Annotated in this window: 17 protein-coding genes; 12 read left to right on the top strand and 5 right to left on the bottom strand. The window is 67.9% G+C overall.

Translation table 11 applies throughout. The annotated features are described in order from the left end of the window. Nucleotides 1–238: 238 nt before the first annotated feature. The 3 genes from QZX62_RS06845 (at nucleotide 239) to QZX62_RS06835 (ending at nucleotide 3840) form a co-directional block, all read left to right on the top strand. Entirely contained in the window at nucleotides 239–2662 is a 2424-nt protein-coding gene (locus tag QZX62_RS06845) for an ATP-dependent helicase (RefSeq protein ID WP_294173174.1), read from the top strand. 166 nt (nucleotides 2663–2828) lie between these two features. Further along, nucleotides 2829–3320: a hypothetical protein gene (locus QZX62_RS06840; RefSeq protein WP_294173173.1), complete on the top strand. Its 492-nt coding sequence runs from the start codon at nucleotides 2829–2831 to the stop codon at nucleotides 3318–3320. Between the two features lie 19 nt (nucleotides 3321–3339). Then, nucleotides 3340–3840: a DUF1697 domain-containing protein gene (locus tag QZX62_RS06835; protein ID WP_294173171.1), complete on the top strand. Its 501-nt coding sequence runs from the start codon at nucleotides 3340–3342 to the stop codon at nucleotides 3838–3840. Here the strand turns inward: QZX62_RS06835 and QZX62_RS06830 are convergent. Further along, nucleotides 3837–4856 (bottom strand): sulfotransferase, encoded by a 1020-nt coding sequence (locus QZX62_RS06830; RefSeq protein ID WP_294173169.1) that lies wholly within the window; start codon nucleotides 4854–4856, stop codon nucleotides 3837–3839. The genes QZX62_RS06835 and QZX62_RS06830 overlap by 4 nt on opposite strands. 102 nt (nucleotides 4857–4958) lie before the next feature. On the opposite strand from QZX62_RS06830, the gene QZX62_RS06825 reads away from it, so the two are divergent. From QZX62_RS06825 to QZX62_RS06810, 4 genes are all read left to right on the top strand, one after another. After that, the gene (locus QZX62_RS06825) at nucleotides 4959–5201 is read left to right on the top strand and encodes a glutaredoxin domain-containing protein (RefSeq protein WP_294173167.1); all 243 of its coding nucleotides are present in this window, start codon (nucleotides 4959–4961) and stop codon (nucleotides 5199–5201) included. Nucleotides 5202–5302: 101 nt separating this feature from the next. After that, nucleotides 5303–5848: a L,D-transpeptidase family protein gene (locus tag QZX62_RS06820; RefSeq protein ID WP_294173166.1), complete on the top strand. Its 546-nt coding sequence runs from the start codon at nucleotides 5303–5305 to the stop codon at nucleotides 5846–5848. A gap of 62 nt (nucleotides 5849–5910) precedes the next feature. Further along, nucleotides 5911–6459 carry an inorganic diphosphatase gene (locus QZX62_RS06815; protein WP_294173164.1) on the top strand — a complete coding sequence of 183 codons (549 nt, stop codon included), beginning with the start codon at nucleotides 5911–5913 and terminating at the stop codon, nucleotides 6457–6459. Between the two features lie 106 nt (nucleotides 6460–6565). Next, the gene (locus tag QZX62_RS06810) at nucleotides 6566–6955 is read left to right on the top strand and encodes a DUF6356 family protein (RefSeq protein WP_294173162.1); all 390 of its coding nucleotides are present in this window, start codon (nucleotides 6566–6568) and stop codon (nucleotides 6953–6955) included. Nucleotides 6956–6964: 9 nt separating this feature from the next. Here QZX62_RS06810 and QZX62_RS06805 read toward each other — a convergent pair whose 3' ends face one another. Further along, nucleotides 6965–7462, bottom strand: coding sequence for a hemerythrin domain-containing protein (locus QZX62_RS06805; RefSeq protein WP_294173161.1), 498 nt, complete (start codon nucleotides 7460–7462; stop codon nucleotides 6965–6967). A 93-nt stretch (nucleotides 7463–7555) separates the two neighbouring features. Here QZX62_RS06805 and QZX62_RS06800 point away from each other — a divergent pair, with 93 nt between their 5' ends. Continuing rightward, nucleotides 7556–7843 (top strand): hypothetical protein, encoded by a 288-nt coding sequence (locus QZX62_RS06800; RefSeq protein WP_294173160.1) that lies wholly within the window; start codon nucleotides 7556–7558, stop codon nucleotides 7841–7843. On the opposite strand, the gene QZX62_RS06795 is transcribed toward QZX62_RS06800, so the two are convergent. Further along, complete coding sequence (locus QZX62_RS06795) at nucleotides 7762–9033, bottom strand: serine hydrolase (RefSeq protein ID WP_294173159.1); 1272 nt, start codon at nucleotides 9031–9033, stop codon at nucleotides 7762–7764. The two genes, QZX62_RS06800 and QZX62_RS06795, sit on opposite strands and share 82 nt — an antisense overlap. Before the next feature lie 207 nt (nucleotides 9034–9240). Here QZX62_RS06795 and QZX62_RS06790 point away from each other — a divergent pair, with 207 nt between their 5' ends. Genes QZX62_RS06790 through QZX62_RS06775 form a run of 4 tightly spaced genes read left to right on the top strand, consistent with a single transcriptional unit; the run spans nucleotide 9241 to nucleotide 12413 of the window. Continuing rightward, nucleotides 9241–9537: a lipopolysaccharide assembly protein LapA domain-containing protein gene (locus tag QZX62_RS06790; RefSeq protein WP_294173158.1), complete on the top strand. Its 297-nt coding sequence runs from the start codon at nucleotides 9241–9243 to the stop codon at nucleotides 9535–9537. Further along, nucleotides 9534–10208, top strand: coding sequence for an orotidine-5'-phosphate decarboxylase (pyrF, locus tag QZX62_RS06785; RefSeq protein WP_294173157.1), 675 nt, complete (start codon nucleotides 9534–9536; stop codon nucleotides 10206–10208). The genes QZX62_RS06790 and pyrF overlap by 4 nt, the downstream gene beginning before the upstream one ends. 47 nt (nucleotides 10209–10255) lie before the next feature. Then, nucleotides 10256–11110, top strand: a complete 855-nt coding sequence (gene accD / locus QZX62_RS06780) for an acetyl-CoA carboxylase, carboxyltransferase subunit beta (RefSeq protein WP_294173156.1) — start codon at nucleotides 10256–10258, stop codon at nucleotides 11108–11110. Between the two features lie 16 nt (nucleotides 11111–11126). Further along, nucleotides 11127–12413 (top strand): folylpolyglutamate synthase/dihydrofolate synthase family protein, encoded by a 1287-nt coding sequence (locus tag QZX62_RS06775; RefSeq protein WP_294173293.1) that lies wholly within the window; start codon nucleotides 11127–11129, stop codon nucleotides 12411–12413. Here QZX62_RS06775 and QZX62_RS06770 read toward each other — a convergent pair. Beyond that, a complete protein-coding gene (locus QZX62_RS06770) occupies nucleotides 12391–13773 on the bottom strand; it encodes an MFS transporter (RefSeq protein WP_294173155.1) in 1383 nt (460 codons plus the stop codon). The genes QZX62_RS06775 and QZX62_RS06770 overlap by 23 nt on opposite strands. Before the next feature lie 72 nt (nucleotides 13774–13845). Beyond that, nucleotides 13846–14325, bottom strand: a complete 480-nt coding sequence (locus QZX62_RS06765) for a response regulator (protein ID WP_294173154.1) — start codon at nucleotides 14323–14325, stop codon at nucleotides 13846–13848. Between the last annotated feature and the right edge of the window lie 79 nt (nucleotides 14326–14404).

Below are 14404 nucleotides of genomic sequence, written 5' to 3'. Positions count from 1 at the left end.
CGGTCGCTGGCCGGCGATGATCGAAGGTCTGGCCCGTGGCGGAACTCGCCTTTCGGCGCTATCCGAACCGGGCCGCTGGCCCCCGATCACCTGACGAGAATGCCGCGATCATCGAGTCGCACAAAGCGGATTCGGCTGCGCCATGCCTGTGGAAAGCGGGGATTTCGGGTGCAACCGTTCGCTTATAGCGCACAGCATCGCTGTTGCCGTTCCGTTCCACCCAGCCTAACTCACCCCGGTGTCCGACGCCGCCGTCCTCCCCCAGCCTGAGCCCGCGTACCTCCAGGGCCTGAACGGCCCCCAGCGCGCAGCGGTGCTCACCACCGAAGGCCCGGTGCTGATGCTGGCCGGCGCGGGCACAGGCAAGACCGCCGCGCTGACCGCCCGCCTCGCCCACCTGCTCGCCACCCGCCGCGCCTGGCCGTCGCAGATACTCGCGGTCACCTTCACCAACCGAGCCGCGCGCGAGATGAAGGAGCGGATCGCCGACATCACCGGCGGCGCGGTCGAAGGCATGCCTTGGCTCGGCACCTTTCACTCGGTCGCCGCCAAAATGCTCCGCATCCATGCCGAGCTCGCGGGCCTGCAGAGCAACTTCACGATCCTCGACACCGACGACCAGCTGCGCGTACTCAAGCAGCTGATCGCCGCCGCCGACCTCGATGAGAAGCGCTGGCCCGCGCGCCAGCTCGCCGGCTGCATCGACCGTTGGAAGAACAAGGGCTGGAACCCGCAGGACGTGGACGCCGGCGAGAGCGAGGCCTTCGCCAACGGCCGCGGCGGCGAGCTCTACGCCCAGTATCAAGATCGCCTCCGCACGCTCAACGCCTGCGATTTCGGCGACCTGCTGCTGCACATGCTGACGATTCTTCGCACGCAGCCCGAGGTGCTCGGCCAGTATCGCGAGCGCTTCCGCTACCTGCTGGTCGACGAATATCAGGACACCAACGCGGTCCAGTATGAGTGGCTGAAGCTGCTCGCCGAGCCGCGTCGGAACCTATGCTGCGTCGGCGACGACGACCAGTCGATCTACTCTTGGCGCGGCGCGGAGGTTGGCAACATCCTCCGCTTCGAGCGCGACTTCCCCGGCGCCGCCGTTATCCGCCTCGAGCAGAACTACCGCTCCACCCCGCACATCCTCGGCGCGGCTTCCGGCCTCATCGCCAACAACTCGGGCCGCCTCGGCAAGACGCTGTGGACCGAGGTCGACGCCGGCGACAAGGTCCAGGTGGTCGGCGTGTGGGACGGCCCGGAGGAAGCCCGCCGCGTCGGCGATGAGGCCGAAGCCCATCAACGCAGCGGCGGCTCCCTCAACGACGTCGCCATCCTGGTCCGCGCTCAGTTCCAGACCCGCGAATTCGAAGAGCGGTTCATCGCCGTCGGCCTCCCCTACCAGATCGTCGGCGGCTTTCGCTTCTACGAGCGGGCCGAGATTCGCGACGCCCTCGCCTACCTCCGCCTGGTCCAGTCACCCGCCGACGACCTCGCCTTCGAGCGCATCGTCAACACGCCCAAGCGCGGCCTCGGCGACAAGGCCGTCGCCGCCATCCACCGCCATGCCCGCGCCGCCCGCCTCCCCCTGCTGTTGTCCGCCGCGGAGATGCTCGGCAGCGACGAGCTCACCCCGCAGGCGCGCCGAAGCCTCGGCCGCTTCGTCGGCGACTTCGCCCGCTGGCGCGAGATGCACCAGACCAGCGCCTCCCCCCCGAGCGAGGTGGCGCCGCGGAGCGGTAACGGAGGGGTCTTCGCCGCCGCGGAGGAGTTCACGAAGGGCCAGCGCACCGCCCCCCACGCCGAGCTCGCCCGCTTAATCCTTGAAGAATCTGGCTACACCGCCGCCCTCCAGGCCGAGCGCAGCGCCGAGTCCGCCGGCCGCCTCGAGAACCTCGCCGAACTCGCCCGCGCGATGGAAGAATATGAGAACCTCTCCGCCTTTCTCGAGCACGTCAGCCTGGTTATGGACAACGACGCCAACCGCTCGGGCGAGAAGGTCACGGTCATGACGATCCACGCCGCCAAAGGCCTGGAGTTCCCGATCGTCTACCTGGCCGGCTGGGAGGAAGGCGTGTTCCCCTCGCAGCGCGCGCTCGACGAAGGCGGCCTCGCCAGCCTGGAGGAGGAACGCCGCCTCGCCTACGTCGCCATCACCCGCGCCCGGAAGCGCGCCACGATCCTTCATGCCGCCAACCGCCGCATCTATGGCCAGTGGACCAGTTCCATTCCCAGCCGCTTCGTGGCCGAGCTGCCGGACGAGCATATCGAGAGCGAGACCACCATGACCGGCGGCGAGTCCCTGTGGCGCGCCCAGTGGAGCGAGCGCGAGGACCCCTTCGCCCACCTCGCCTACGGCGCCACCCACCGCGCCACCACCCGCGGCCCCGGCTACCAGCGCGCGGCCGCCTCGAGCAGCCCCTCTCCGCGCGAGGGAGAGGGCAGGGTGAGAGGCGGTATGGACCTCTACCGCACCCCACCTGCCGAGGCCCGGGCTCCCGCCGTCTCCCTCGGCAATCGCGGCCGCACCGACCTGGCGCTAGGCCAGCGCGTGTTCCACGGCAAGTTCGGCTACGGCACCATCGCGCAGATGGAAGGCAACAAGCTCGAGATCGATTTCGAGCATGCTGGACGAAAGCGCGTCCTCGATTCCTTTGTAAGCCCCGGCTGACCCCGCGAGCATAAGGGAGCGTTTGCGAAAGCAAACGTGAGCTTATGTCGAAGAGAGGGCGAAAAGCCGGCCGGCCTGCGAGCCTAGCTCGACAGGTCCGACGTCATGGGATTCACTCCCATGACGGTTCCGGGGAACAGCATGAGGTCGAGCCGGTTACGCTCCCATGTCCGAGACGGCCGAAAAGACCGACCCTAAGCTTTGGGAAGAGATCAAGCAGCGGGTGACCGCCGGCGACAAGGGCGGCGATTCCGGGGAGTGGTCCGCGCGCAAGGCGCAGCTCGCCGTGGCCGAGTACAAAAAGGCCGGCGGGGGCTACCGCGGCGCGAAGGATCCTCACAACCACCTTATCGAGTGGACCAAGGAGGAGTGGGGCACCAAGTCGGGCAAGGAAAGCGGCGAGACCGGCGAGCGCTACCTCCCCAAGGCCGCCCGCGAGGCGCTCAGCGACGAGGAATACAAGCGCACCACCGCCAAGAAGCGTGCGGATACGCGTAAGGGCAAGCAGTTCTCCGCCCAGCCCGCCGACGTCGCGACGAAGGTCGCGCGCGCCCGCGGCGGCGGCACCAAGGCCGACCTCATGGAACAGGCGCGCAAGCAAGGCATCAAGGGCCGCTCGACGATGACCAAGGCGCAACTGGAAGCGGCGCTGCGCTGATCGCCGACCGCCGCCGCCCATGACCCGCGTCGCCCTCCTCCGCGCGATCAACGCCGGCATTACCCTCCAGATGAGCGAGCTGCGCCGCATCGCCGCCGAGCTCGGCCTCGCCAACCCACGCACCTACATCGCCAGCGGCAACCTCCTGTTCGACGGCGACCATCCCGACGCCGAGGTCAAGCGCCTACTCGAAACCCGCCTGACCGAGCACACGGGCAAGCCCGTAACCCTCACCCTCCGCACCCCCGAAGAGCTGGCCGCCGTCGCCGCCGCCAACCCCTTCGCAGAGGCCCCCGGCAACCGCGTCTACGCCACCTTCCTCGACAACGCCCCGCCGCGCGACACCCTCACCAACCCCAAGCACCGCACTGTCGAAGAAATCGCGCTGGGCCCCCGCGAGATCTACGTCCACTATCCCGAGGGCATGGGCCGAAGCCGCCTGGTCATCCCCGCGGCGAGCGCGGGCACGGCGCGCAACATGAACACGGTGGCGAAGCTCGCGGAACTTGCCTCCTCCTAGCGCTGCCTCCGCCCAAGCCAGTGGCTCAGGTCGCGCCCGGTGAGCCGCTCCAGCTTCTCGACCTCGCCCGCATAGAGCTGCTGGAACTCCGCGACGATCTCCGGCGGCACGCTCGTTTTGCGCGCGGGCATGCGGTTCCAGCGGAGGAGGCGCTTGCGGGCGCGCATGACCAGGCCCGGCCGCTTCTCGCCCTTCGCCTTCGCCGCACCTGCACCCTCGTCGGGAGCCTTCAAATGCTCGCGCATCGCGCTTCCCGCCAGCATCCGGCGGGTGAGCACGGGCGGGCGCTTGAGCAGCCGTTGCAGCCAGCCGATCCGAAACGCCTGGCCCGAGCGCGCAGCGGAGAAGTCGGTGCGGCCGTCATGCGGAAGCCCGAGGAAACGCAGCACCTTGGCGTACTCGCCCGCCGGGTCGCTCACCAGGTCGTCGAATACCACCACATGGCACCGCTCCCGCCCGACCGCGGAGAGAAGCTGCTCGAGGTGAGTGCCAAGCCGTCCGCCCTCGTCGTAGCGCAGCCACCTGGGCTCGATGCAGCTGCGCGGGATCGCCTCGCCCCGGGCCCGCCGGTGCCGCAACGCCCAAGCCTCGGCGAAGTCCGCCACCGTCTCGTCGCCAAGGTAGAGCAGCCGCTGGTGCAGGGACGGGATCATCTGGAGCGGATCGCGGACGCAGATGACGAAACGCGCTTGCGGCCAGAGCTTCAGCGTCACCGCCACCTGCTCGGCGGCATAAAGATAGGTGACCGAGCCTTCCGCCCGGAAATCGCCCGGCCGGCATTCGGCGAAGAAGCGGCCGATGTACTCATGCTCCACCCGCTGCTTGAGCGCCGCTTCTTCCAATTCGCGGAGGTCGTGTTGCGCGAACCAGTGCGGCTCCTTGGTAGAGGAGAAGCAGACGTCCGGGTGGGTCCGCAGCCAGCGCGCGAGCGAGGTGGTCCCGCTGCGCGGCGCCCCGACGATGAAGCCGAAGCGTGGGTCGGCGAACGGGCTGGGCTGCGGCTCGATGTAGCTCATGCGCTCGGCCGTTAATCCTTGGCCGCCGCCCTGTCACTTGGCAGCTGCGGAACCGGCCCCTTTCCGGTGCGCTGACTCAGTGAAGCGCAAGGAGACTGACCGATGCCCCAAGCCACCCTCTACCGCATGGTCCTGCCCGACCACGAATGCCCGTTTGGCCGCCGCGCCAAGGACATGCTCGACGACGCCGGCTTCGAGGTCGAGGAGCACATCCTCGGCAGCCGCGAGGAGGTCGAGGCCTTCAAGGAAGAGCATGGCGTCAGCACCACCCCGCTCGTCTGGGTCGACGGCAAGCGGATCGGTGGCTCGGACGACCTTGGCAAGTTCCTCGTCGCCCACGCCTAGGCGGCAAGCGAACTGTTGCAGCTTCGACTCACCTGGGAACCGCTCTTTCTACGGCTCGTTTAGAGCCATGAAGAAAAGTCAACAGGAAAACGAGTTGCGTTATGAGGAAGCTAGCACTTGCGCTGGCGGCGTCGGGCCTGTTCGCCCTGTCGGTTCCGACCGCCGCCACGGCCGCGATCGAGACCGAGGAAGCCAAGTTCGAAGCCGCGGGCGCGGCGGATACCGCCCGCTGGGACATGCTGGACGTGTTCGGGCCCAAGGCGCTGGCGCCTAACCAGTATCTCTGGGCGAAGGACCTGGGCGAGGGACCCCCGCGCGTGGTGATCAGTCTCGCCGACCAGATGGCCTACATCTACCGCGGTGACCGATTGGTCGGCATCTCCACCATCTCCAGCGGCAAGCCAGGCAAGGACACCCCCACCGGCATCTTCCCCGTCAAGGAGAAGAAGCCGATCCATTTCAGCCGCAAGTACGACAACGCACCCATGCCGCACATGCAACGGCTGGACGACTATGGCATCGCGCTGCACGCCGGCTTCAACCCGGGCGAGCCCGCCAGCCATGGTTGCGTCCGCTTGCCCAAGGCCTTCGCCGCCAAGCTATACGCCATGACGCAGGTCGGCACCCCCGTCCTGATCGCGGCCTGACTTGAGTTCGCGGAGGCTGCCGGCCCCGGCAACCGGGGAGCTGCGGCGAGGGTTGAAGCGGCATGTCCCCGCACAGCCTGCCAAATCAGCTCGATCGCGAGCGGCTAACGTGCCGCGCCGTTATCGAATCGCCCGCGGGTAGCCAGGCCAAGTTCGACTTCAACGCCGATGCCGGCGCGTTCGAGCTCCACCGCATGCTGCCCGCAGGCTTGGTGTTCCCGCTGGATTTCGGCTTTGTGCCGTCGACGCTGGGCGGAGACGGCGACCCGCTCGACATACTCGTGCTGACCGAAGCTGCGGTTCCGGTCGGCTGCCTGCTGATCGCTCGATTGCTCGGGGTAATCGAGGCGGAGCAGACGGAGGAAGTCGATGGCCGGTCCAGCACGTTGCGCAACGACCGGATCGTCGCTCGCCTGGCGGAGAGCCGCAGCTACCGCGAGGTCGCCAGCCTCCAGCAGCTCGGCAACGACTTCGTGACGGAGCTAGCCGGCTTCTTCGAGGCATTGAACGAGCTCAAGGGCAACCGCTTCCGAGTCCTGGCGACTGCCGGACCGGAGCGCGCGGCGGAGCTGGTCGCACACGGGAGCACCCGTTGGACGGACCAAGGGTGAAGCCCTCGCCCCGGCGTTCAGCAGCAGCGATCCGACGCTCCCCCGCTTGACCAAGGGGGCGACCATCATGTTTCATCCCCTGCCTCAACGCATAAGGATAATGAGAATGTTGGGATCGGCACATCGGCACCTGGCGGAGGCTGGGGAAAGCTATACGGAGCACCTGGTTTTCGCTTCCGTGGTTGGAACCATGCTGGTCGGCGCGGGGCTTGCCTGCGTCCTCCACGCGCTCATGCCGGCGATCTGCCAGCGCACCGCCAGCCAGACGGTGCAGGCCCTCACCGAACTGTTCCGTGACCGTTCACGGCTTGGTGCCGTGGCGTCGGGAGCATCGGGTTCGCTGGTGCTGGTCGGGCTGCTCGCGCTGGTGCTGCCTTTGGCAGTCGCCGTGATCCTGCTGGCCCAAGCGTCGGTTGCTCTTCCGCTGGCGCTGATGCTGCTCGCGGTCCCGGGCGCCTTCCTTTGGTCGAACCCCGACCTCAACCCGGTCGGGTAGAAAGCGGGCTTAAAGCTTTACGCCTTCCATGGTGGCGAGCTTCGGCTTGGGCAGGCCGTTCTTCTCGATCCCGGCCATGAGCTCCGCCTTGCGCTCTGCCAACTCGTCGCCCAGCGCGTCCATGTCGATGCCATGCCGCCGCGCCTGAGCGAAGATGCCGTTCAGCCTGCCTTCCTCTTCCTTGACGTGGTGCTCGATTTCTTCCTGCAGCACCTTGACCTTGGCCTCATAGAACTCGTCGTCGGGTCCGCCGCCAGCGATCTGCGCGATCAGCACCTTGGCGCCGTCATGCTCGACATAGGCCTCCTTGAGGTCGTCCTCCTTCACTGCGCCCTCGCAGGCCGGATAGAAAATCTCCTCTTCGATCGCGGTGTGGACGATCAGCTCCGCGCATATCTGTTCGGCCAACTTCTTCTTCCGCCCATCTCCTTCGGCTTTCTGGAACTCGGAGAACAGCTCTTCGACCTTGCGGTGGTCGTCCTTCAGCAGGGTGATGGCCTTGGGCATGGAAGGGCACTCCTTTGCCGACAAACAGGCGTGCACTCGCGAATGTTCCGCGCCTATACTGTCATCGAAATGTAACAGTTAAGAGGGCGGTTCATGCGCGGGGTCGGTTACCTCATCTCCATCATCAGCGTGTTCCTAATCGGTGCCGTGGCCTGGCCGCGCCCGGACGAACCGAGCTGGAAGGCGGTGGCTCTCTTGGCCGGCATGGCTGCGTCGATCATCGGCATGGCGTTTCGGTGGATCGCCAGCCGCAAGCAGCTTGGCGAACTGCGCGGGGTGGAACAGCAGGTACAGGCCGGTCAGCGGCCCGCGCGCACCCCGCCTCCAGCCGAGCCCTCAGCGGCGATCGCCTCTGTCGCTTCGGGTTCCTCGGGCGCTTGAGGCGTCACTGCCGGCTGGCCGGGCACCTTGTCCAGCTCCATCCAGTCGCGGAACGGCAGGTGGTAGAGCATGTCCATGACCTCGAACTCCAGCCCGCCGGGCTGGCTGGTGCTGCTGTTCCACAAGGCGACCACCCCGCTCTTGCGCTGGGGATCGAACAGCATCAGCGAGCGGTAGCCGCTGACTCCGCCGCGATGACCGATGATCGGGTGTCCGGCATAGTCATACTGGCGCCAGCCGAGACCATAGTAAGCGTCACCCACCCGTTCCAGGAACTTGCGCAGCCGCCCGCGCTCGCCGGGCGTCTTCACCACGGGCGCATGGATGGTCTGCAGCAGGCTGGGCGATAGCACCCGAGGCATCCCGCCGGCCTGCGCGATCATCCACAGCGCCATATCCTTGATGTTGCTGTTGACCCCGCCTGCCGCGGGCACGCGGTAGTAGGGCTCCAGCACTTCCAGCGGCCGACGCCCCGCGCTGTGCGGGCGCGCCCAGCTGCGCGCCGTAATCAACCCCTCGCGGCTCATGCTGGCGCTGGTCATGCCGATGGGATCGAACAGCTGCTGCTTGACCGCGTCCGAGAACGGCATGTTGGCCGCCCGCGCGACGATGTCGCTGGACGCGTCATACGCGATGTTCTGGTAGCTCCAGCAGGTGCCCGGCTGGCAGATCGCGTTGAGGCTCGCCAGCTGCAGGCGCAGCAACGCGGGCTGCTGCCCTTCCTCCAACTTGTTGTCGAGCGCGTTGCGATACAGCCCCAGCCGGTGGCTCAATAGGTCACGCACGGTGGCTTGATACTCAGCCCCGCCCGGCAGCTTCAGCCCCGGGGCGTAGTTCACCACCGGTGCGTCGAGCTTGACCCGCCCCTGCTCGGCAAGCTTGGCGACCATGGTCGACGCAACGCCCTTGCTGACGGAGGCCCAACGGAACACCGTCTCCGGGGTGACCTTCTCGCCCGACCCGGCGACCGTCTCGCCATAGCCGGAGAGGAAGGTGATCCGGCCGTTCTCCACGATGCCTACGGCCAGGCCGACCATGTTCGGCTTGGCGGCCATTCGCTGCAGGCGCGCGTCGAGCGCGGCATAATCAATGTCACGCCTAGCCGCCGGGGTGACCTTAGCGAGATGCAGGTTGGCGGCGGCCGGGCTGGTCGGCCGGGCCTGGGCCGCCGGCTCGCCAATCACCCGCACGCTGGCCAACGCACCGGCGACCAGCAGGCAGGCGCCTGCGCCCAGCAGCGTAAGCTTGTTCAGTGTTCCGTCCTCCCCATCGCCCGTCTGGTCCCGGAATGTGCGCCGCTCAACGGAGCAGCATGCCGCACTGCGGCCAAGCGACTTACCGTAGCGACGAACGCAGGCGGGTGGAAATACGACGCGGCCTGGCCTAGTGCTCGCTGCATGCAATTCCTGCGAACGCTCTTCTGGATCGTCGTAGCCGTGTTCCTGGTCATCATGGCCCGCAACAACTGGTCGGATGTCACGCTCAACCTGTGGGGGACACTACAGGCCGACATCAAGATCCCGCTGCTCATCCTCCTGGCGTTCCTGCTCGGCTTCCTGCCCACCTGGCTGACGCTGCGCAGCCGCATATGGCAGTTGAAGCGGCGCCTGGCCGTGCAGGGCCGGCCGCCGGCGCTCACTGCCAACCCTCCTGCGGTTGAGCGGCCCGTCGACGGTCAGCTGGACGCGGCATGAGCAATCCGCTGTTCGTCGCGCTCGACGTACCCGATCCCGCCCGCGCCGCCGAACTCGCGCGCACCGTCGCACCTCATACGGGCGGACTGAAGCTCGGGTGGGAGTTCTTCGCCGCCAACGGGCCGGGCGGCGTGGCGGCGGTCGGCCAATGCGGCCTGCCGATCTTCCTCGATCTCAAGCTGCATGACATCCCGAACACCGTGGCCAAGGCCATCGCCGCGCTGGCTCCGCTCCGGCCCGCGGTGTTGACGGTGCACGCCGCGGGCGGCGCGGCCATGCTCGCCGCCGCCAAGGCCGCTGCGCCCGAGGGCACCAAGATTGTCGCCGTGACGGTGCTCACCAGCCTCGACGAGGACGATCTTCGCAACATCGGCGTCGCCGATCCCGCCGGCGAGCAGGTCCGCCGCCTGGCGACGCTGGCTCGGGAGTCCGGCTGCGACGGGATCGTCTGCTCGGGTGCGGAAGTCGCCGCGGCGCGAGCCGGCTGGCCGGACGGCTATTTCGTCGTTCCCGGCATCCGCCCCGCCGGTAGCGAGGTCGGAGATCAAAAGCGCACGATCACCCCGCACGATGCGCTTGCCGCGGGTGCCTCCATGCTGGTTGTCGGCCGTCCCATCACCGCCGCTCCGGACCCCGCCCGGGCCGCTCGCGACATCGCGGCTTCCCTCTAGTGCCCGGCCGCGCTAGGCGCCCGATCTCCACCAACCGAGGCGAACCCATGAGCTGGCTCGGCCGCGTCCGCAACGGCATCCCCTTCCTGCCTAAGCGGCAGGTATCGGACAATCTCTGGCACAAGTGCGGCAAGTGCCAGTCGATGATCTTCACCAAGGAATGGGAAGAGAACCTCTGGGTCTGCCCGCGCTGCGACCATCATGACCGCATCCGCCCGCACCAGCGCTTCGCCACCCTGTTCGACGATAGCGATTACGGTGTTCTGCCCACGCCCGAGGTACGCGAGGACCCGCTGAGGTTCCGCGACACCAAGAAGTATGTCGACCGCCTCCGCGCCGCCCGTGCCAACACCGACGAGCGCGACGCATTGCTGAACGCGCGAGGCGAAATCCACGGCCACACGGCGACGGTCGGTGTCCAGGATTTCGCCTTCATGGGCGGGTCGATGGGCATCGCCGTGGGTGCGGCCTTTGTCGCCGGTGTGAAGGCAGCGATCGACGCCCGCACCCCCTACGTCATCGTCACCGCAGCGGGCGGCGCGCGCATGCAGGAAGGCATCCTCAGCCTGATGCAGATGCCGCGTTCCACCGTTGCCCTCGCCCAGCTGCGCGAGGCGGGCCTACCCTACATCGTCGTGCTCACTGACCCCACGACAGGCGGCGTTACCGCCTCCTACGCCATGCTCGGCGACGTGCAACTGGCCGAGCCAGGCGCGCTGATCGGTTTCGCCGGCCAGCGCGTCATCGAGCAGACCATCCGCGAGAAGCTGCCCGAAGGCTTCCAGCGCGCCGAATATCTGCTGGAGCACGGCATGATCGACATGGTGGCGCACCGGTCCGAGCTGCGCAGCATCCTGGGCAAGGTGATCGGCTACCTGGCACCGGAGAAGGCAGCCGCCTGATGGCTGGCAAATGGCGGTGGTAGACCGAGCGCGCTCGGACCATCCGGGCGTCCAGGCGCAGCTCCACCGGCTGGCGCAGCTCAGTCCGGGCGGCGACCGTCTCGGTCTCGACCGGATCACCCGGCTGCTCGACCGGCTCGGGCGGCCGCACGCGGCCTTGCCGCCGGTGTTCCACGTCGCCGGCACCAACGGCAAGGGCTCGACCTGCGCCTTTCTCCGCGCTGCGCTGGAAGCCGCCGGGCACCGCGTCCACCTGTTCACCTCGCCGCATCTCGTTCGCTTCAACGAGCGCTTCCGGCTCGCCGGCAAGCTGATCGAGGACGGGGCGCTCGCGCAGCTGCTGGCCGAGGTACTGGACGCCAGCACCGGTATCGAACCGAGCTTCTTCGAAGTCGCGACCGCCGCCGCCTTTCTCGCCTTTTCCCGCGAGCCCGCCGACGCAGTGATCCTGGAAGTCGGCATGGGCGGACGGCTCGATGCCACCAACGTCATCGAGCGCCCGCTGGTCTGCGGCATCGCGGCACTCGGCATCGATCATCAGCATTGGCTTGGCTCGTCGCTGGCCGAGATCGCGGGGGAGAAGGCGGGCATCGCCAAGCCGGGCGTTCCCCTGGTCACCCTCAAATACGAGCCCACGGCCGCTGCGCGCGTCCGGGCGGTCGCGGCCGAGCGTGGAGCGAACTGGCTGCCATGCGGATCGGCCTGGAATTCCGCGGCCAACGGGTCTGGCATCCATTACCGCGATTGCCGGGGCGAGCTGCTTCTGCCCAGACCGCGCCTGCCTGGCCTCCACCAACATCAGAACGCCGCCCTTGCGGTCGCCATGCTCCGCCACCAGGACCGGCTTCTCGTTCCCGAAAGCGCGCTGGTCGTCGCCATGGGCGCAGTCGAATGGCCGGCCCGCCTGCAGAAGCTCGGGCCGGGGCCGCTCATCGGCAGCCGGGAGGTCTGGCTGGACGGCGGTCACAACGCCGACGCCGCCCAGGCGCTCGCCGAAGCCGTCCGCGGCATGGCGCCGTTCACCCTGATTGCAAGCAGCCTGCGCATCAAGGACCCACGTGGTCTGCTGGCCCCCTTCCGCGGCCTTGCTAGCCAGGTGCACGCCGTGCCCATCGCCGAGCATGACAGCTTCATGCCCGCCGAACTCGCGGACATCGCGACGGAGTTGGGCATGCCGGCCAACCCGTTCGGTGGCATCGAAGACGCGCTAGCCGCCGCCCCGGCCGGCCGGCCGGTCCTGATTGCCGGCTCGCTCTACCTCGCCGGCGAGGTGCTGGCGCTCAACGGCGAGGCGCCGGCCTGACCTCCGCCTCAGGATCGCCGGTCCGGGCATCGCCCTCGCCGACGATGCCTGCCGTCCCCATGGAGCTGTCCACCAGACCCGCCCGGATCATCCACCAGAACAGCAGGATGCCCGGCAGCGCCAGCACCGTCGTCAGCAGGTAGAAATTCACGTAGCCCATGCCTTCCACGAGGGCGCCGGCGCTGGTCCCGGTGAGGAACCGTCCGACGATGCTCGCAGCCGCCGAGATCAGCGCGTACTGCGACGCGGTGAAGCGCAAGTCGCACAGCGCGGAGAAGTAGGCGACCACCACCACGCCGCCGATGCCGCTGGCGAAGTTCTCGAACCCGATCGCGCCTGCCAACCCAAGGTTGCTGTGCCCCGCCTGGGCGAGCAGCGCAAAGGTGAAGTTCGAAACGCCCATTAGGATCAGGCTGACCAGCACCGAGCGCTTCATGCCCAGCTTGGAATACAGCACCCCGCCGACGAAGATGCCGATCAGGTACGCCCAGAAGCCGACGCCCACGTCGTAGATCGCGATCTCGTCGTTGGTGAAGCCGAGGTCGTCCAGCAACAGCCGCAGCGTCAGCTGCCCCAGCGTGTCGCCGATCTTGTGCAGCAGGATGAACAGCAGCACCAGCAATGCGCCGTGCCGTTGGAAGAACTCAACGAACGGGACGTAAACAGCGCGAACCGCTTCGCCCATCCCGCGCCGCTCGACCGGGTCGCGGTGCCGCTGCGGCTCGCCCCAGAAGAGCGCTACCAGCATGGCTGGCAGCGCCAGGGCGGCGCAGGCGAGATAGGCGGCCTCCCAGCCCACGCGCGCGGCGACCACCAGTGCCAGCGCGCCCGCTCCGGCCGAGCCGATGCGCCAGCCGTATTGGTTCATGCCCGAGCCCACGCCGAGCTGGCGCGGCTCCAGTATCTCGATCCGGAACGCATCGATGACGATGTCGAAGCTCGCGCCCGCAATGCCGACCAGGATGGCTGCGGTGGCCACGCTGCCGATGCTGGCGGCCGGGTCCTGGAATGCCAGGTTGATCACCGCCGCGATCACCAGCGCGCCCATCACCAGCATCCACGATACGCGCTGCCCGAGCCGGCCGATCACCGGCAGCCGCACGCCGTCGACGATCCAGGCCCACAAGAACTTGAGGTTGTAGGCGAGGAAGACCAGCGTGAACGCCGTTACCGTCTTCTTGTCGATGCCGTCCTGTGCCAGCCGCGTGGTCAGCGTCGCGCCGATCATCGCGTAGGGGAAGCCGGACGAAATGCCGAGGAAGAAGGCCGCGATCGGTGCCGCTTCCGTGTAGGGCCGGACGGCTTCCGGCAGGCTCCGCCGCCAGCCGAGATCGACGCTTCCTTCCGCCTGCGTTGCCAAGCTTGCCTCCCCGTCCGCACCGCCCTCGCGATGCTTAGCAGCCGCACCGCGCATGAACAGGGGGTGAGTAGCTTATCCAGTGGGTCGCGGCGCGAACAGCACCAGGCCGTCGGGCACTTTCGCCTGCTCCCCCGACAACGTCCGGTCGACGGCCTTGAGCGCAGCGCGTAGCGTCCGCTCCTGATAGGGCTTCAGCAGATATCCCAGCGCCAGTTCCTCCGCGCCTTGCGGAGGGGTGCCGGTGATGAACAGAACGGGGATGCCGCGCCGCTTGGCTTCCCGCGCAAGGTCGTAGCCGGTCCGCTCGCCAGCCAGCGTGATGTCGGTCAGGATGAGGTCGATGCCGCGCGGATCCTCGTCCTCGTCGCGACCCGGGGGGAGTTCCTGGAGCTCGCTATCGAAAACTTCCACGGCATCGGCGAAGGTGTCCACCGTCGCGACGACCGTGTAGCCGGCGTCGGCCACCATGGTCTCGTTGTCGAACGCGACCAGCGGCTCGTCCTCCACGATGAGGATGCGCTTGACGATCCGCTTGCGCTTGCCGAACAGCACCAGGCACCCCCACGAAGGAACAGAGTTTTGCCCCCGGAACGAACGAACGGCTTGGCGGTGCCGCAAAGACCGGCGCGGA

The organism is uncultured Sphingomonas sp., from assembly GCF_902806265.1.
In the GTDB taxonomy this organism is placed as follows: Bacteria; Pseudomonadota; Alphaproteobacteria; order Sphingomonadales; family Sphingomonadaceae; genus Sphingomicrobium.
Note: the sequence above shows the minus strand (reverse complement) of the source record. Positions and strands in the feature narration are given on the sequence as shown.